The organism is Flavobacterium ammoniigenes (assembly GCF_020886055.1).
In the GTDB taxonomy this organism is placed as follows: domain Bacteria; phylum Bacteroidota; class Bacteroidia; order Flavobacteriales; family Flavobacteriaceae; genus Flavobacterium; species Flavobacterium ammoniigenes.
Genome location: NZ_AP025184.1, coordinates 425,899 through 445,545, shown reverse-complemented (window position 1 = coordinate 445,545; position 19,647 = coordinate 425,899). Strand labels below are relative to the sequence as shown.

General features: G+C 35.2%; 15 protein-coding genes. 14 read left to right on the top strand and 1 reads right to left on the bottom strand.

Going from position 1 to position 19,647, the window contains the following annotated elements; translation table 11 throughout:
- Window positions 1-18: 18 nt before the first annotated feature.
- The 8 genes from kduI to LPC21_RS01905 all read left to right on the top strand — a co-directional run bounded on the left by kduI (window position 19) and on the right by LPC21_RS01905 (window position 8,842).
- The gene (gene kduI / locus LPC21_RS01940) at window positions 19-855 is read left to right on the top strand and encodes a 5-dehydro-4-deoxy-D-glucuronate isomerase (protein WP_229317828.1); all 837 of its coding nucleotides are present in this window, start codon (window positions 19-21) and stop codon (window positions 853-855) included.
- Between the two features lie 3 nt (window positions 856-858).
- On the top strand, window positions 859-1,644 hold the full coding sequence (locus LPC21_RS01935; protein WP_229317827.1) for a gluconate 5-dehydrogenase: 786 nt from the start codon (window positions 859-861) through the stop codon (window positions 1,642-1,644).
- A 16-nt stretch (window positions 1,645-1,660) separates the two neighbouring features.
- Window positions 1,661-3,061 (top strand): glucuronate isomerase, encoded by a 1,401-nt coding sequence (gene uxaC, locus LPC21_RS01930; protein ID WP_229317826.1) that lies wholly within the window; start codon window positions 1,661-1,663, stop codon window positions 3,059-3,061.
- A 47-nt stretch (window positions 3,062-3,108) separates the two neighbouring features.
- The gene (locus LPC21_RS01925; protein WP_229317825.1) at window positions 3,109-4,131 is read left to right on the top strand and encodes a sugar kinase; all 1,023 of its coding nucleotides are present in this window, start codon (window positions 3,109-3,111) and stop codon (window positions 4,129-4,131) included.
- A gap of 8 nt (window positions 4,132-4,139) precedes the next feature.
- Window positions 4,140-4,808: a bifunctional 4-hydroxy-2-oxoglutarate aldolase/2-dehydro-3-deoxy-phosphogluconate aldolase gene (locus LPC21_RS01920; protein WP_229317824.1), complete on the top strand. Its 669-nt coding sequence runs from the start codon at window positions 4,140-4,142 to the stop codon at window positions 4,806-4,808.
- Window positions 4,809-4,812: 4 nt separating this feature from the next.
- Window positions 4,813-5,628 (top strand): SDR family oxidoreductase, encoded by an 816-nt coding sequence (locus tag LPC21_RS01915; RefSeq protein WP_229317823.1) that lies wholly within the window; start codon window positions 4,813-4,815, stop codon window positions 5,626-5,628.
- Window positions 5,629-5,760: 132 nt separating this feature from the next.
- The gene (locus tag LPC21_RS01910) at window positions 5,761-7,197 is read left to right on the top strand and encodes a tagaturonate reductase (protein ID WP_229317822.1); all 1,437 of its coding nucleotides are present in this window, start codon (window positions 5,761-5,763) and stop codon (window positions 7,195-7,197) included.
- A gap of 28 nt (window positions 7,198-7,225) precedes the next feature.
- Window positions 7,226-8,842: a UxaA family hydrolase gene (locus tag LPC21_RS01905; protein WP_229317821.1), complete on the top strand. Its 1,617-nt coding sequence runs from the start codon at window positions 7,226-7,228 to the stop codon at window positions 8,840-8,842.
- A gap of 50 nt (window positions 8,843-8,892) precedes the next feature.
- On the opposite strand, the gene LPC21_RS01900 is transcribed toward LPC21_RS01905, so the two are convergent.
- Window positions 8,893-9,921: a LacI family DNA-binding transcriptional regulator gene (locus LPC21_RS01900; protein WP_229317820.1), complete on the bottom strand. Its 1,029-nt coding sequence runs from the start codon at window positions 9,919-9,921 to the stop codon at window positions 8,893-8,895.
- 297 nt (window positions 9,922-10,218) lie between these two features.
- Here LPC21_RS01900 and LPC21_RS01895 point away from each other — a divergent pair, with 297 nt between their 5' ends.
- From LPC21_RS01895 to LPC21_RS01870, 6 genes are all read left to right on the top strand, one after another.
- A complete protein-coding gene (locus tag LPC21_RS01895) occupies window positions 10,219-11,658 on the top strand; it encodes a glycoside hydrolase family 28 protein (protein WP_229317819.1) in 1,440 nt (479 codons plus the stop codon).
- 39 nt (window positions 11,659-11,697) lie between these two features.
- Window positions 11,698-14,760 (top strand): SusC/RagA family TonB-linked outer membrane protein, encoded by a 3,063-nt coding sequence (locus tag LPC21_RS01890; protein ID WP_229317818.1) that lies wholly within the window; start codon window positions 11,698-11,700, stop codon window positions 14,758-14,760.
- A gap of 12 nt (window positions 14,761-14,772) precedes the next feature.
- A complete protein-coding gene (locus tag LPC21_RS01885; RefSeq protein WP_229317817.1) occupies window positions 14,773-16,416 on the top strand; it encodes a RagB/SusD family nutrient uptake outer membrane protein in 1,644 nt (547 codons plus the stop codon).
- A 122-nt stretch (window positions 16,417-16,538) separates the two neighbouring features.
- On the top strand, window positions 16,539-17,447 hold the full coding sequence (locus tag LPC21_RS01880) for an alpha/beta hydrolase (protein WP_229317816.1): 909 nt from the start codon (window positions 16,539-16,541) through the stop codon (window positions 17,445-17,447).
- A 22-nt stretch (window positions 17,448-17,469) separates the two neighbouring features.
- On the top strand, window positions 17,470-18,435 hold the full coding sequence (locus LPC21_RS01875; RefSeq protein WP_229317815.1) for a DUF4861 family protein: 966 nt from the start codon (window positions 17,470-17,472) through the stop codon (window positions 18,433-18,435).
- 3 nt (window positions 18,436-18,438) lie between these two features.
- Entirely contained in the window at window positions 18,439-19,647 is a 1,209-nt protein-coding gene (locus tag LPC21_RS01870) for a glycoside hydrolase family 88/105 protein (RefSeq protein WP_229317814.1), read from the top strand.

The window sequence follows — 19,647 nt, the reverse complement described above, 5'->3', positions numbered from 1 at the left end:
CAACTAAATAAATAAAGAATGACCAATTTTGAATTCAGATACGCATCACATCCAAAGGATGCCAATAGATATACTACTAGCGAATTAAGAGAACATTTCTTAATTGAAACGCTTTTTGTTGCTAATCAAATCCAGTTAACCTACTCGATGTATGACCGATATATCGTTGGGGGAATTATGCCTGTTGATAGAAGTTTAAAATTAGAAACGATTCCGTATTTGAAGTCAGAGCATTTTCTTGATCGAAGAGAATTAGGAATTATCAATGTAGGTGGAAGCGGAAAAGTAACTGTCGATGGAGTAGATTATTTCTTAGAGAAAAAAGAGGCTTTGTATGTAGGTCAAGGTTGTAAAGAAGTCCTTTTTTCTGCAACTAATGGAGAACAACCTTTGTTTTATATTAATTCGGCTCCAGCTCACCATAAATTTCCAAACAAAAAAGTGACCAAGGAAAATGCCGAGATTGTGCATTTGGGCGAAGAAAAATTTGCCAACAAACGCATCATCAATAAACTGATTGTAAATAGTGTGGTTGAAACTTGCCAATTACAAATGGGATTAACCGAATTGTTACCAGGTAATATTTGGAACACAATGCCCTCACATACGCACAATCGACGAATGGAAGCTTATTTCTATTTTGATTTGGAAGAAGGACAAACCATCAGTCATTTTATGGGAGAACCTCAAAACACACGACACATTTTCATGCAAAATAACCAAGCGGTATTGTCTCCAGAATGGTCTATTCACTCTGGTGCTGGAACATCAAACTATTCATTTATTTGGGGAATGGCAGGCGAGAATTTAGATTATGGCGATATGGATATTGTAGCACCTAACGAATTACGATAAACAATGAATTTATTTGACTTAACAGGTAAACGCGCCTTGATTACTGGTGGAACTCATGGTTTGGGTATGGCAATGGCCGAAGGATTGGCACAAGCCGGTGCCGAATTGGTAATTACTGGAACAACGCCTTCTAAAATGGAAGAGGCTTTGAACTATTATAAAAGCAAAGGGTACAAAGCTTCAGGCTATTTATTTGATGTAACCAATGAAAAAGCGGCTGCTGAGAATATAGATTTGATTGCGAAAGAATTAGGTGACATTCATATTCTTGTAAACAATGCAGGAATTATCAAAAGAGAATTGGCTACCACCATGTCGGTTGCCGATTTCAGACAAGTAATCGATGTGGATTTAGTAGGTCCTTTTATAATGTCGCAATTGGTTGTCAAACAAATGATCGAAAGACAAGAAGGCAAAATAATCAACATATGCTCCATGATGAGCGAGTTGGGAAGAAATAGCGTTTCGGCTTATGCCGCTGCTAAAGGTGGATTGAAAATGTTAACTCGAAATCTAGCTACAGAATGGGCTAAGCACAACATCCAGGTAAACGGAATTGGGCCAGGGTATTTTGCTACTTCCCAAACCGAACCGATTCGAGTGGATGGTCATCCATTTAACGAATTCATCATCAACAGAACGCCTGCAGCCCGTTGGGGAAACCCTGAAGATTTAGCTGGTGCAGCCGTATTTTTGGCATCCAAAGCCAGTGATTTTGTAAACGGACAAATTGTTTACGTAGATGGGGGCATTTTAGCAACCATTGGTAAACCTTCAAACGAAAATTAATTTTTTTTAATATAGCATGAGCACAACATTCATTCACGACAATTTTTTATTAGAGAATAAATACGCAGAAGAATTATACCATAATTATTCTAAAAACCAGCCGATTATTGATTACCACAATCATTTGTCTCCTCAGGCTATTGCAGACGATAAAATTTTTGATAATGTAACCAAAGTATGGATCAATGGAGATCATTACAAATGGCGCGCGATGCGTACTTTAGGAGTGAATGAACAGTTCATTACTGGTAATGGTTCTGATAAAGATAAGTTTATGAATTGGGCTAAAACGGTTCCGTATACGATGCGTAATCCTTTGTATCACTGGACGCATTTAGAACTGGCTCGTTATTTTGATATCTACGATTTGTTGAATGAAAAATCAGCAGAAAAAATATACGAAGAGGCTTCTGCCAAAATCAATTCGGCACAATACAGCACCCAAAATTTGCTTCGCAAAGTAAATGCTGAATTGGTGTGTACTACCGAAGATCCAATCGATAATTTACAGTACCACCAACAATTAAGTAAAAGTGCTTTTGAAGTAAAAGTAAGTACGGCATTTAGACCAGACAGAGCTATTTTAATTGCTGCGGATGGTTATAATGACTACATCAATACTTTAGGAGAAGTAGCTGGTGTTTCCATCAATTCGTATGCTGATTTATGTACTGCACTTCGAAACAGAATTGACTATTTTGACAAAAACGGATGCAAATTATGTGACCATGGTTTGGATCAAGTGTATTTTGAAAACTACACCGAAAGTGAAGTTAATGCGATTTTCAAAAAGAAGAGAGACAATGGAAACTTGACAAATGAGGAAGCTTTGAAATTCCAAAGTGCGATTTTATTTTTCTTATTCGAAACCTATCATGAATTTGGTTGGGTACAACAACTTCATTTAGGTGCTTTACGAAATAATAATGCGCGTATGCATCGCATTTTAGGACCTGATACTGGTTGGGATTCTATTGGTGATTATCCACAAGCACAAAAATTATCTGGCTTTTTAAACGCTTTAGACAGTAAAGATAAATTGACTAAAACAATCATTTACAATTTGAATCCTGCTGATAACGAAGTGATGGCAACGATGATTGGAAATTTCAATGACGGTAGTGTTAGAGGAAAAGTTCAATTTGGTTCAGGATGGTGGTTTTTAGACCAAAAAGACGGAATGACCAAACAATTGAATGCCTTATCTAATATGGGTTTAATTAGTTGTTTCATCGGAATGTTAACCGATTCACGAAGCTTTTTATCCTTCCCTAGACACGAATATTTCAGACGTATTTTGTGTAATCTTTTAGGAGATGAAATCAAAAGAGGAGAATTGCCAAATGATATGGAATGGATTGGTAAAATGGTATCTGATATTAGTTACAATAATGCAAAAGAATACTTCAAATTTTAATCGGTACATTACCTAAATTTTGAATAACTCTTTTTAAACTATAGATTATGAACAAAGTAGTCACTTTTGGCGAAATCATGTTGCGCCTTTCAACAGATAGTCATTTGCGTTTTGAACAAGCAAAGGGATTTACCGCTACTTATGGTGGTGGCGAATTCAATGTTGCCGTTTCTTTAGCCAATTATGGAATTGATGCCGAGTTTGTAACTCGCGTTCCCAATAATGAAATTGGTATGTGTGCAGTGAAAGAAATGCGAAAAATGAATGTGGCTTCTCAAAATGTACTTTTTGGTGGCGACCGTTTAGGAATCTATTACTTGGAAACTGGTGCGGGAAGCAGAGCCAGTAACGTGGTGTATGACAGGGCTCATAGTGCCATGGCATCGCTTGAAACCGGAATGATTGATTGGAAGAAAATTTTCAAAGGTGTCACTTGGTTTCATTGGAGCGGCATTACACCAGCTATTTCAGATTCAGCTGCTCAAGCTTGTTTGGAAGCTGTGAAAGCGGCTCATGATTTGGGACTAACCATCTCTTGCGATTTGAATTACAGATCTAAATTATGGCAGTATGGAAAGACTCCTGCTGAGGTTATGCCTGAATTATTACACTATACCAATGTGATTTTAGGTGATATTGATACAGCTTTTTTTATGTTAGGTCAAGCTAAGGTAAATCCAGATTATCAGGATACGAATTCATTGCCAGTTGTTTACGATAGGTTATTTGATTTGTGTCCCAATTTAAAAACAATAGCAACAACATTACGCTATTCGGTGAGTGCATCGCATCAAAGAATAGGTGGAATCCTATATGATAAAAAAGCAATTTATAATTCTGTTGTTAGAGAAGCTACTCCTGTGGTGGATCGTGTTGGAAGTGGAGATGCCTTCATGGGTGCCTTGATCTACGGATTAATTTCTCAGCCTGACAATAAACAACGTATTGTTGATTTTTCTGTGGCGGCATGTGCTCTTAAGCATAGTATTGCTGGAGATTATAATTTGGTTACTTTAAAAGAAGTTGAAAACATGATTGATGGCGACGGATCGGCGCTAGTTTCAAGATAAATTAGAATATGAATAAGATACAAAAAATAACAGCCGCGATTATTCAACAAGGCATGCTTCCATTGTATTACAATGAAGATGAGAATGTTACAATTGAAGTGTTAAGGGCCATTTATAGAGGCGGAATCAAAGCGGTCGAATACACCAGTCGTGGTGAGTCGGCTTTGCGAAATTTCACCAAAATGATTGAAGTTCGAAATGCCGAAATGCCTGAACTATTGTTGGGAATTGGAACCATTAAAAATGTAGAACAAGCCTCAGCCTATTACAATGTTGGCGCTGATTTTTTTATTAGTCCTGGATTTGTTCCTGAAGTTGCTTCATTTTTGATTGAAAAAGGCGCTTTATACAGCCCAGGATGTATGACGCCAACAGAAATCATTGCGGCTGAAAATGCAGGAGTGACTTTTATAAAATTATTCCCAGGTAATATGTTAGGCCCTGATTATTTGAGTAGCATCAAAGATATTTTTCCAAAATTGGTATTTATGCCAACAGGAGGAGTAGATACAACACACGAAAATATTCAAGCTTGGTTCAAAGCTGGAGTTTCAGCAGTGGGGATGGGTAGTAAATTAATCAGCAAAAAGTTAATGGCTGATCAAGACTATACCACTATTGAATCAGAAACAAAAAAAATATTGCATTTAGTACAAACCGTTAGAACAAATTTATAATTCATTGGAACCTAATTTTTCATTAGCGGGCAAGGTAATCGTTGTAACCGGAGGAACCGGAGTCCTAGGAGGAGCATTCGTTGATGGAATTGCTGCTGCAGGTGGTATCGTGGGAATTTTGGGAAGAAACGAGAAAATTGCTAATGAAAGAGCAAATGCAATTAATCAAAAAGGCGGACAAGCTTTGGCTTTAATTGCTGATGTTACTAATGAATCGCAATTAGAAGCAGCTTGCCAGCAAATGCTTACTGCTTTTGGTAAAATTGATGGATTAGTCAATGCGGCAGGAGGAAATATACCAAATGCAGTTGTACAACCGGATCAGGATGTATTCGAGCTTAATTTTCAGGCATTGCAAGAAGTGATGCAATTGAATTTGATGGGAACAGTGATGCCTACACAAGTTTTTGGGAAAGCAATCAAAAAGAATGGTTCAGGAAGTATTGTCAATATTTCTTCCGTTGTTTCTCAGTTAGCCATAACTAAGGTTTTAGGATATAGCTTGGCAAAGTCGGCTATTGATTCGTATACACAGTGGTTTGCTGTGGAATTGGCCAAACGCTTTGGAGATGCCATTCGGATGAATTCGATTGCACCTGGATTTTTTTTAACAGAACAAAATAAAACATTACTCACAAATACCGATGGAAGTTTAACCGAAAGAGGTCAATTAGTCATCCAAAATACCCCTTTCAAACGATTTGGAAATCCTGAAGAGTTAGTAGGCGCTTTGATTTGGCTTTTGAGTGATGCATCAAAATATGTAACAGGATCAAAAATAACTGTTGACGGAGGATTTACAGTTTTTGGAGGAGTATAAAATTTTAATAAACGGCTTATATCTAATTTGAAATAGCCTCTACTATTCCTCTACTGGAGGTTGTTAAGGAGAAGAAAATAAGTCGTTTATTCTAATTAAAAAAAGATAAAATAGGATCGAATAATTAATACAATGGAAAAATTAAACAGAAAAAGTAAAGGTTTAGAAAACAGATTACCCATAAAAGTAGTTCAATTTGGAGAAGGAAATTTTTTGAGAGCCTTTGTGGATTACGCATTTCATAGGTTAAACAACGAAGTTGATTTTAATGCTGGTATTGCAGTAGTTCAGCCATTGAAAGAGGGAATGGTAAATATGATTAATGATCAGGATGGTTTATATACGCTGTTTATGAACGGAATCAAAAAAGGAGAAAAAATTCAAGATATCCAGTTGATTTCAAATATTGTAAAAGCAATTAATCCCTATAGTGATTTTGCAGATTATTTAGCCTTAGCTAAAGAGCCAGCACTTCAGTTTATTGTTTCAAATACTACGGAAGCAGGAATTGAATTCCTGGATACCGATACTCCGGATATGCAGCCGCCAGCCGCATTTCCTGCTAAATTAACCCTTTTGTTACACGAAAGATTCCAACATTTCAATGGAGAGGCTTCTAAAGCAGTAACTATTATTCCTTGTGAATTGATAGATTACAACTCTGAAACATTAAAAAAATGCATCTTGCAATACTGTGATTTATGGAATTTAGACGCTGCATTTAAAAAATGGGTTTCAGAAGACTGTACCTACCACAGTACTTTGGTTGACAGAATTGTTCCGGGATATCCAAGAGCTGAAATTGAGGAGTACAATAACAAATTAGATTATCAAGATAACTTAATTGTTGCTGCGGAACCATTTTTCCTATGGGCGATTGAAGGTGGAGACGATTTGAAAGCCAAACTTCCATTCGACAAAACAGATTTGAACGTCAAGATTGTTGACGATATTCGTCCTTTCAAAATGATTAAAGTTCGTATTTTGAATGGTGCACATACAGCAATGGTTCCTGTTTCTCTTTTATTTGGTAACAAATTAGTTATGGAAACCGTTAATGGAGATTTTACTGGACCGTTTGTTGATAATGTGATCGCTGAAATTAGCGAAACGCTACCGATGGATAAAAATGAAATTACGGCTTATGCTGAAGAGGTAATGGATCGTTTTAGAAACCCATTTATCAAGCATGCATTAGCAGATATTGCTTTAAATTCAATTTCAAAATTCAAAGTAAGAGTGTTACCAAGTTTATTAGGGTATTATAAAACCACTAAAAAATTACCTACTAGTTTGACTTTTTCATTAGCTTGTTTGATCCAATTTTATAAAGGAACTTGGAATAATGAAGCTTTACCGGTGAAAGATACTCCGGAATTAGTTGAAGCATTCAAAAAAGCTTGGGAATTAGGAAATATAGAATCAGTTGTTGCAGCAGTTTTAGCGAATACTGATTTCTGGGATGAAGATTTAAATAAGGTTAAAGGACTTGCAGAAGCTTTAGTGCATGCATTAAATGAAATTGAAGCCAATGGAATTCAACAAGGCTTTGTAAACTTTAGCAAATAATTGTAAATTAATTTTTATATAAAATAACATGCAAAAAAAATTAATAAAAGTAGATCCTACTGATAATGTAGCAGTAGCTTTAGTGAACCTAGTTGCTGGAGAAACTATACCATATGAAGGAGAAGACGTTGTAGTTTTGTCAGATACTAAAATGAAACATAAGATTGCGATGAAAGATTTTCAATCTGGTGACAAAATTATTATGTACGGTGTAATCGTTGGAAAAGCAAGTCAAACAATTGCTAAAGGAGATACCATTACTACTGCCAATGTTAAACACGAAAGTGCCAAAGTAACTGGTAAAACAGATACTATTGGTTGGGAAGTTCCTAACGTAGACCAATGGAAAGATAAAACTTTCATGGGGTATCACAGAACAGATGGTCAGGTAGGAACAGAAAATGTTTGGTTGTTTTTCCCATTAGTATTCTGTGAAAACAGAAATATCGAAATCCTAAAAGGAATTTTCGAAAAGGAATTGAAAAAACCAAAAGAAAACGACTACCAATTGTTGCTTCGCTCTTTAGTAAATTCTGAAACGGGAGCTGATGATGCGGTTACAAAATCAGCAGAAGTTGATTTATTCGAAAATATTGATGTAAAATTCATTCAGCATCAAGGGGGTTGTGGTGGAATTCGTCAGGATTCTCACTCATTAGCCAAGCTATTGGCTGGATACGTGAACAACCCAAATGTAGCTGGTGCTACTGTTTTAAGTTTGGGTTGTCAAAACTTGCAGATTTCAATTTTCCAAGATGCCATGAAAGCGATTAATCCAAACAGCGATAAGCCTGTTTTGATTTACGATCAACAATCTATTGGAACTATCGAAGAAATGTTGAGTACAGTAGTAAAAGATTCTTTTGCTGCAATTAAAGAAGCAAATAAAATTGTTAGAAAACCAGCGCCTTTATCTAAATTAACAATTGGATTAGAGTGTGGAGGTTCAGATGGATTCTCTGGAATTTCTGCTAATCCAACATTAGGGGTTTTATCTGATAAATTAGTAGCATTAGGAGGAACAACAATTCTTTCTGAATTCCCGGAATTATGTGGAGTCGAACAGGAATTAGTAAATCGTTGTGTAGATGATAAAGATGGGAAACGTTTCTTAGAATTAATGCAATGGTATGAAAAATCAGTGGTGGATGCCGGTTCGGGATTTGATATGAATCCATCGCCGGGTAACATCAAAGACGGTTTGATTACAGATGCAATGAAATCAGCAGGGGCTTCTAAAAAAGGAGGGACTTCTCCAATTGTAGGGGTTTACGATTATGGAGAATACATTAACGAGCCAGGGTTTACCTTGTTATGTACTCCAGGAAATGATGTAGAATGTACTACTGCCATGGTAGGTTCAGGCGCCAATATGGTATTATTTACAACAGGTTTAGGAACTCCAACAGGAAATCCAATTGCTCCAGTTGTAAAAGTGTCATCAAACACGCAATTGGCTAATAAAATGTCTGATATTATCGATTTTAATACAGGTGAAATTATCACGGGTGATAAATCAATTGAGGAAATGGCTGACGAAATGTTAGAATTTGTCATTCAAGTGGCAAGTGGCAATATTAAAACCAAAGCAGCCATCCTAAATCAAAACGATTTTATTCCATGGAAACGAGGTGTGTCTTTGTAAATGAACACATTAGATTTAAATAAAAAAGGAGAGCAATTAGCTCTCCTTTTTTATTTATTTTGTCTATTTGAAGATTTACGAGTGAGTAATTCTGGTACAAGGACTACTTTCTTTTCAATTTTTAAATTGTTGGTATTATTGATTTGTTCCAAAAATACTTTAGCTGCCATTTTACCCATTTCCATCGGGGATTGATCTATAGAGGAGATGGACAATTCCATGAATTTGGTAAAAGGTTCGTTACCAAAACCCACTACACAAAAATCATCCGGTATAGCCATTCCTTGTTCTTTCAATTCTTGAATAGCACCTAATCCAGCAAAATCACTCGAAGAAAAAATAGCATCAGGAGGAGTTTCTTGTGATAATAAGGTTTTGGCGGCATTAATTCCAGCCTCAACATTACTTTTAGTTCTTAAAACGTATTCTTCCTTGAAAGTGATATTGTGATCAACAAGAGCTTGTTTGTATCCTTTGTATCGATTTTGATAAATTTCTAAAGTTTGATCTCCGGCAAGGTGAGCAATTTTAGTACATCCTTCATCAATTAAATGTTTAGTTGCAATATATCCCCCTTCGAAGTCATTAATGGTAACCGAACTAACTCCATCAACATTCATTTTTCTATCAAAAAACACTAAAGGAACTCTTTCTTTTATGACGCGTTTAATCACATGTTCATTTTCTGTACTTACATTAGATATAGACATAAGAATTCCGTCCACCTGGGCATTGAGCAATGTATTGATATTTTCGATTTCTCTTTTTTCGTCTTCATGTGTTTGACAAATAATAACATGATACCCCTCTGGATGTAATTCTTCTTCGATGCCACGAATGACCGATGCGAAGAAATTGCTATCAATTCTAGGAACAATTACACCAACGTTATTGCTTTTCCCACTTCGGAGCGCCTGAGCTAGTTTGTTTTGTTTGTAATTCATTTTCGCAGCAGTATCAAGAACTAATTTTCTAGTTGCTGGGCTTATTTTAGGATTATTGTTCAAAGCTCTTGAGACAGTAGCGGCTGTTATGTCAAGTTTTTTAGCAATATCATAAATAGTAACTTTTTCTATCATCTCAAAAATTCGTGTAATTGGTTGGTAAATGTAACAAAAAAATAAATCATTCCGTTTTAATGTTATCGATTACAATTTTAGGAGTTTAAAGTTTAATTTACAACAAACTTGTGCAACTTTAAATGTGAAATGTATAAGTCAATGGCTTTAATACTACTATAAGTCACAATAAATAGCTGATTTTAATTTTATTTATGTTTTTTTTCTCACTTTTTTTTGTTTATTTCAAATTTATTATTACGTTTGTGTAATCGATTACATTATTGTTACATTCAAAATCGATATTAATTAAACCTTATGCGCAAGCCTTTTAAAGTAATTAAGTTGTCAATTGCACATCTAGCAACATATATCATGTTGTTATTGGCTTGTCCTGCTATGGGTCAAAGTGAGGTAAATTCTAGCAGTGCTTGGGCAAAATTACCCTCTATCCTTGCTACTATTAAAGAGCCTGTGTTTAAAAATAAAACGTACAACATACTTGATTTTGGTGCAAAGCCGGGAGGAATCATTGATAATTCAAAAGTTTTTGAAAAAGCAATTCAAAAATGCACCAAAAACGGTGGGGGTATTGTATTAGTCCCTTCAGGGAAATATTGTACAGGCCCAATTCATTTAGATAACAATGTGAATTTGCATTTAGTTGAAGGTGCTGAAATTTTATTTAATACAGATCCTTCAGTTTATCCAATAGTTCATACTTCATTTGAAGGAACAGAGTTGATGAATTATTCTCCTTTAATTTATGCTTACAACAAACATAATGTTGCGGTGACAGGTAAAGGAACTTTGAATGGTCAAGGAAGTAATGAACAATGGTGGTCTTGGTGTGGCAAAAACACCTATGGGTGGAAAAAAGGTATGCCGGATCAAAAAGAAGATGTAAATAAATTAATGGATTTAGCCGATAAAGGGGTACCTGTAGCTGAAAGAGTTTTTGGCAAAGGGCATTTTTTAAGACCTAATTGTATCGAATTTTTCGAATGCACACAGGTTTTACTTCAAGGGGTTCAAATTGTAAATGCGCCTTTTTGGGTAATTCACCCAATAAAGTCTTCCAATGTAATTGTTGATGGTGTAACTATAAAAAGTCACGGTCCAAATAATGATGGTTGTGATCCCGAGTATTCCAAAAATGTTTGGATTAAAAACACCATTTTCGATACCGGAGATGATTGTATTGCAATTAAATCAGGAAGAGATAATGATGGTAGACGTGTAGCTATAAAAAGTGAAAATATTATTGTACAAGATTGTAAAATGTATGATGGTCACGGCGGAGTTACTATCGGTAGTGAAATTTCAGCTGGAGTTAGCAATGTTTATGTTGAGAACTGTGTAATGGATAGCCCAGAATTAGACAGAGCGATAAGAATCAAGTCGAATTCAAGAAGAGGTGGTTTGGTTGAAAATGTATTTGTGCGAAATATTAAAGTGGGTCAGGTAAAGGAATCGGTTCTTGGAATCGATTTACATTATGGCGTTCATGGAAATCAAACGGGGACTTTCATGCCTCAAGTTCAAAATATTTTCATAGAAAACAGTATGGTTAAAAACGGAGGATTGTATGGAATATTAGCAAAAGGTCATGCAGGTTATCCGATAAAAAACATCCGATTTAAAGAAGTTACTATTGAAAAAGTAGAAACGGATTATTCGATAGAAAATGTTGAAAATCTAAAATTTATAAATACGTATATCAACGGGTCTTTAATGGAAAGTCCCAAAAATCAATAATTAAACAAAACCTATTAATAACCAACAAATAATTAAATTATGAGTATTAGATGTTTATTTAAAAAAGGAGCAAAAAGCTGTTTTTCCTTTTTTGTTTTTATGTGTTTGCTTTTTGGGCAAATTGCATTTGCTCAGCAAACTCCTCTAAGCGGAGTTGTTCTTGACGAAACTGGACAAGCAATGCCTGGAGTAAATATCGTTGAAAAAGGCACAAAAAACAGTGCTTCAACTGATTTTGACGGAAAATTTTCTATTAAATTATCTTCAAATAAATCAACAATTATAGTAAGTTATATTGGCTATCAAGATCAATCTGTAAATGTAGCTGGAAAATCGAATGTGAAAATTTCATTAGTCTCTCAATCGCAAAACTTGCAGGAAGTAGTTGTAGTTGGGTACGGAAAAGTAAAGAAAACAGACCTTACAGGTTCTGTGGGTACTTTGAGTGCTGCAGCAATTACGGAGAGAAATCTAACTGGCCCAATGGAAGCCATGCAGGGTGCTGTTTCTGGGGTTCAAATTTCTAATTCAACTGGACGTTTAGGAGATTCTTTTAATATTACAATTAGAGGAAAAAACTCTATGAATCCAGATTCTAAACCGTTATATGTTGTAGACGGTGCGCCTTCTGACAACATTGATTTCTTAAACCCACAAGACATTGCTCGAATTGACATTTTAAAAGATGCTTCTTCTACTGCTATTTACGGTTCAAGAGGATCTAACGGGGTTGTTATTGTTACTACTAAAAGTGGTTCAACAGTAAAATCTTCTATGTCGGTTACTTACGACTCATTCGTAGGTCAAAAAGATATAGCGAGACTGCCAAAAATGATGGACGGTCAAAAATGGTGGCAATACCATTTAGCTGCTTATTATTCATCTTCAGCAAATACTGCTGCTGCAGTTTTAGCTGGGGCCTTAGCTGGAGGAAATACATTATTAGCAACTCGTATTGCGAACAATGAAACTTTCGATTGGTATGATGCGGTATTGAAATCGGGAATCCAACAAAATCACTATGTGAATGTTTCTGGAAGAACAGACGGTGGTGTTTCGTATAACTTAGGTCTTGGTTTACAAAAAGAGACAGGAAATATTGAAAAAGAAGCGTTAGATAAATATTCATTTAAATTGGGTTTAAATCACAAAGTAAATGATAAGTTTTCTATAGGTGCTAATATCACATTGGCTAGAATTGAACAAGAGCAAGGAAGTTCTATTGCAATGCAAGAGGCTTTCCGTTTGAGTCCATTTTATACTCCTTATGCTTTGGATGGTTCTTTAACATTATTGCCTGCTAAATTAACAGATGCAACTGGTGCATTTATTGTTAACAAAACTAGTACGGTAAACCCATTATTAGAAATTGCTAATTCGTCTAATGCTACTAAAACTTGGAATGGTGTAAGTAGTGTTTTTGCGGAGTTCAAACCATTATCATGGTTGACATTAAAAACGAATTATTCGGTAGCATTAAATTCTTCGAAACAAGGACAATCTTGGGGAGCCCTAACACAAACAGGTGTATCCACAGGGAATTTACCATCTGCTAAAATTGATCAGAACGAAAGATTCAATTATACTTGGGATAATCAATTCAATATTGACTACGCAGTTAAAGACCATACGTTTAGTTTCTTAGGTTTACAAAGTATCAACTCTGCTAGATATGAGACATTATCAGCTAGTTCAGCTTATATGCCTTTTGATACAGGAATTTATAACCTTGGATCAGGAAAACAAACCTCATTCAACTTAGGTTCTTCTTATGAAAAAAATACCTTAGCTTCATTTGCTACTCGTTTTAACTACGGTTACAAAGGTCGTTATTTACTAACAATTTCAAATCGTTGGGACGGATCTTCTCGTTTTGCAGAAGGTAAAAAATGGGGTTCTTTTCCATCTGGAGCTTTTGCTTGGAGAATTAGCGAAGAAGGTTTCATGAAAAATCAAAAATTATTTTCAGATTTGAAATTGAGAACAAGTTTTGGTTACACTGGGAATAATATCATCCCATCATATTCTACTATCAACAAGGTAGATTTACAAACGTATTATGATTTTAATGGTACAACTGCTAATGGTTGGCTTCAAAGTTCACCTACTAATAGTAATTTAGGTTGGGAAAAAACAAGAGAGATGAACTTAGGTTTTGATTTCGGATTTGCCAATGATAGAATTACAGGTACAGTTGATGTGTACGATAGATTATCTTCGGATTTATTATTGAAACAAAAATTAGTTATTGAAAACGGATTTTCTACTTACATTAATAACATTGGTTCAGTAAGCAACAGAGGGGTTGAGTTAGCCTTAACTACCAAAAACATTAAAACCGATTTAGTATCATGGGAAACAAGTTTTGTATTTACTAAAAACACTAATAAAATTAAGTCAATCTACGATGAAACTTCTAATGATGTAGGTAATAACTTATTCATTGGGGAATCAATTGATGCGATCTATAACTATAAATTTAATGGTATAGTTAGAGCTGGCGAAACCTATCTTGATGGAGCTTTAAAAGAAGGAAATGCAAAAGTTGAGGATCATAATGGAGATGGAAAAATCACTACAGCTGATAGATACATTATTGGTAATTCTAATCCTGATTGGACCGGAAGTATTTCAACACGATTGAAAGTAGGAAACTTTGACTTATCGGCTTCTGCAATTATTAGCCAAGGAGTTACAGTATTCAGTCCATTCCACAAAAACTTTACTGATTTAACAGATAGAGGAAGACAAAAATTAGATATTAATTGGTACATGCCAGCCAATACAGCTGGTTTACCAGAAAATACAATCTATAATTATCCTCAACCTAGAAATGAGGGTGCTTATTGGAATAATGATGGAGTTGGATACTATAGAGATGCTTCTTTTGTTAAGGTAAAAAACATTTCATTAGGCTATACATTTACTCAAAACATTTTGGATAAATTAAAGTTAAAAGGACTAAGAGTATACGGAAACGTATTAAATCCATTTGTGTTTACCAAATATGATGGTTACGATCCGGAATGGGCAGGTGCTGGTTTAGGTATAGGTCGTGTAGCGTCAATTACGTATCAATTAGGATTAAGTATCAAATTATAAAAACGAATTCAAATGAAAAAAATAATATCATTATTAACTGTAGCAATTATTACATTAAATTCATGTAGTAGTTTCATAGAAGAAGAAAACCTATCAACAGTAGATGCTGATGCAGTATATAAAACTGCAGCTGGTTTTGAATCTTTGGTAAATGCAAATTACTCTCAATTGAGAGAAATTTATGGTAGCGAACCTTGGTTGTTTGTAGCCGGAACTGATTTGTATGCGGAAGGTAAAAATTTAGAGCCTATAGCAATCAGCCAATACAAATTATTAAGTCCTTCTTCTCCTAACGTTGGGTATTTATATACTGAAGGATTTAAAGCGATTCAAAAGGCAAATACAGGATTGTATTATAGTGATTTAACAGCAACCTCTTCTACATTAAATGCTAGAAAAGGGGAATTGAAATTCCTTCGTGCTAATGCTTATTTTTTATTAGTGCAAACTTACGGTGGAGTACCAATAATCAAAGATTACAATCCTAACCCTGTGTTGTCTTTTGATAGAAATTCAGCGGAGGAAGTGTATAATTTTATTGAAACTGAATTAGTGTCAGCTTTAGCATTATTGCCTACAGGTTCTTACACTGGAAGAGTAAACAAAAGAGCAGCTTTAGATTTATTAGCTAAAGTATATTTGACAAGAGGTTATGAAAGCTTTGCTAAATCAACGGATTTTGCTAATGCAGCTAGTTATGCAGATCAAGCCATTGCAGGTCAAGCTTTAGTAGCTTCAAATAATACTTGGATGCCAGATAAAGATATGAATGCAGAAACTATATTTTCTGTACAATTTGATCCTTCATCTGTAACTGCTGATCCTCAAAAGTCAGGAAATGCGCAAGGAAGTTATTTTAGCGCCTATTTAGGAGGTGCTGAGGTTGCAGGTAAAGCACCATATAAAGCAGGTACTTTATTGCCAACACAATTTGCCATTTCATTATATGATCAAGGCGATACAAGATGGGAAAATACCTTCATGAATGAAATTTATGAAGTGTACTACGATTACTACGATGCTACAAAAAAACCAACTGCAAAAGTACGTTCGTTTTTTGCACCAAAATGGTTTACTGCTGCAGACAAAACAGCCTACGAAGCTAATTTAACAGCTACAGGTAGAAAAGCAACCAGTTATAAATATTTCGCTTACGGTACTTATGCAGCAAACGCCACAATTGCTGATTACTCAGGAATTCCAATTCGTAAATTTGATGATCCAAAAGCACCATTTGCTACAAGTTCATCATCACCGAGAGTGAGCACTAGAGACTTTATTGTTTCAAGATTATCTGACACCTATTTAATTGCTGCCGAGGCTTACTTTAAATTAAATGATCAAACTACAGCATTAGCTAGATTAAATGCTGTTAGAACTAGATCTTCTGCTACTCCAGCTACCGCTTTAACTATTGATTATATTTTAGATGAAAGAGCTAGAGAATTGATGGGGGAATACAGCAGATGGTTTGATTTAAAACGTACTGGTAAATTAGTAGAAAGAGCTTCATTACATCATTATAGAATTAATGCAAATGGTGGTGCTTCAAGCTTTATTGGAACTGGAGGAGCGCTTAAGATTTTAAGACCAATCCCACAAGATGTTATTGACTTGAATCAAAACAAAAATTTCCCACAAAATCCTGGATATTAATTGTAATATACATGTATAGATAGTTTTTTAAGTTTGTTTTATGGGGGACTGATTAGCAATAATCAAGTCCCCTTTTTTCACTCATAACAAAATGGGTCTGAATAAATTTTTAAATTTATGAAATGAAAAGAGTGATCTGTATAATTTTAATTACTGTAATTCAGTCTAGTTTTGCCCAAAGCAACTATACTAAAGATACGTCATATACGATTGCTAGTTCATTTCGCAAAGACAAATTAAAATTTCCATATATTCAGATTGCCAAAGTCAAAAAAGATAAAAGAGTTATTGTAGAAAACGAAATCGTTTATAAAGAGATCAACTCAAGACGATTGCACTTAGATGCCTTTTATAAAAAATCAAAACAGCAACATCCAGCCGTGGTATTAGTTCATGGCGGAGGATGGAAATCAGGAGATAAATCCCAAATGGGATCAATTGCTAGCGCAATGGCTGCGAAAGGATATTCTTGTTTTGCTATAGAATACAGATTATCCCCGGAAGCTATTTATCCAGCAGCGGTTCAGGATATTAAAGAGGCGATTCAGTATATAAGAAAAAATGCAAAACAGTATAATGTTGATACGTCAAGGGTGGCAATATTAGGTTGTTCGTCGGGAGGACAATTAGCTGCTTTAATTGGCACTACCAATTCAACTCCTAGCTCTACTGTTCAAGCAATTATTGATATAGACGGAATTCTGGCATTTAAACATCCAGAATCAGAAGAAGGTAAAGCAGCCAGTTTATGGCTTGGCGGAGAGTATGAAACTTTACCTGAAATTTGGAAAGAGGCTTCGGCTTTGACACATGTGAATGAGAAAACGCCTCCCACTTTGTATATTAATAGTGATATGCCACGTTTTCATGCTGGACGAGATGATATGATAGCGAAATTAAATCAACATGCGATATACAATGAACTAAAAACCATTCCAAATGCGCCTCATTCTTTTTGGTTTTATGATTCTTGGTTTAATACAACAGTCGACTATTCTATTCAGTTTCTGAAAAAAGTATTCAATAAATGATAATGATAATAAATTTAATACAATGAAAACACATCAAATTTCTAAACTGCTGTTGACAGGCGTACTAGCACTACAGGCTACTATTTCAATGGGTCAATCTTCCAATTCAAAAGTTTATGCTGAGGTTTCGGTTAAAGAAGGTGGAAAATGGGAAGGCAGAAAATATATTGGTGGTACATTTAAGAATGTTCAAAAACTAAAATTAGCACCTGAACATACCGATCATTCTTTTGATATTCGCTACGAAGGTCCAGGTTGGGAAAGTAATAAAATCGGATACCGATTGTATTTGGATTGGCGCAATGCCATTGATATTTTTGGCAAAAAAACTGAAAAAATTGTTTTGCCTCAAGTAGGACAAGATGGTTTTGATTCCTATCATGAAATGAGTGATTGGGGATCAGATATTTTAAAAGCTGGGAAAGGAATTGGGTTAGGTTCTATAGATCGTTATTTGAACAACGAAAGATTGCATTTTTACGAGGTAGATTCTACGATTGCAACGGTTGCCAATACTTCAAAAAGTGCGGTTGTAAAAGTGAATTATTTTGGCTGGAAAACTGCTTCGGATAAAATTGATTTTATCTCCGAATTAACGATAAAACCCAATCAGCGATATACACAACACACTATTCATCCATCCAAAGCAATCGAAGGCATTTGTACTGGAATAGTAAAACAAAAAAATAGTGAGTTGTTTAAAAAAGAAAGTGCCACTAAAAAATGGGCTTATCTTGCTACCTATGGAACGCAATCATTAGTTCCAGACCAATTAGGAATGGCTATTTTTTATCAGGTAAATACAATACAAAGTATAGTAGATGCTGAATTTGATCATTTATTGGTTTTTAAACCGACCACGCAAATTGTGGATTTTTACTTTTTAGGTGCTTGGGAACAAGAGCCAAAAGGAATTAAAACCAAGGAGGAGTTCCTCAATTATTTAGACAAAAAATTGCAGCTATTGGAAAAAAATAATAAAATGTAAAAGATGAGAAAAGTAATTAATTTATCTCGACAGTTTGGTGCTGTACTTGTACTAGTACTACTATTGAATCAAACACTTTTGGCGCAAGAAAGTATCGGAAACATTCCTTCCACTCTTAAATGGTCTGAGCGAATGGCGTTGTCAATAATGAAACGCCATCCGCAAGCCTATCAAATAGATGGTCAAACAGAACCTAAATGGGATTATGTACACGGTTTAGTATTAACTTCTTTTGAAGCATTATTTAAACACACAAAAGACCAGCGGTATTACAATTATAGAAAGCAATATGCTGATGCCACTATTGATGAGAATGGGTCGGTTGCTTCGTATAAATTTGACACCTACAACATCGATATGGTTACTGCTGGCCGAATACTTTTCAATTTGTATGAAACAACAAAAGATACCCGTTATCTCACCGTTTTGCAACTGTTGAGAAAACAAATTGCAGAACAACCTAGAACTGCAAGTGGAGGTTTTTGGCACAAAAAAATCTATCCTAATCAAATGTGGTTGGATGGGTTGTATATGGGAGAACCTTTTTATGCTCAATACACAGTTCAATTTGAAAATGGCGCAAAATTAGATGATATTGCGAAACAATTTGAGTTAATTCAATTACATGCCACCGATCCTAAAACAGGATTATTATTTCATGGTTGGGACGAAAGCAAACAAATGCCATGGGCCGATAAAACGACAGGCTGTTCTCCTAATTTTTGGTCAAGATCTATTGGATGGTACGTGATGGCATTGGTAGATGTGTTGGATTATTTTCCAAAAAATCACCCCAAACGAAACGAATTAATTGGGTATCTGAATGAAATTTCGAATAGCTTGGTCAAATTTCAAGATCCATCAGGCCTTTGGTATCAAGTTACCGATAAGGGAGGAAGTGAAGGTAATTATTTAGAGTCTTCAGGGTCATCGATGTTCGCTTATGCTATGGCAAAAGGAGCTAACAAAGGCTATTTACCCAAAAAATTTAAAGCCATTGCTAACAAAGCATTTGATGGATTGACTACTCGATTAATTAAAACTGATTCCGATGGCCAAATCCATATTACTCAAGCCTGTGCTGTCGCAGGTTTAGGAGGGAATCCCTACCGTGATGGCTCGTATTTGTATTATGTTAATGAAAGAAAAAAAGATAACGATCCTAAAGCTACAGGATCCTTTATCTTAGCCGCATTAGAATTGAATAGATAA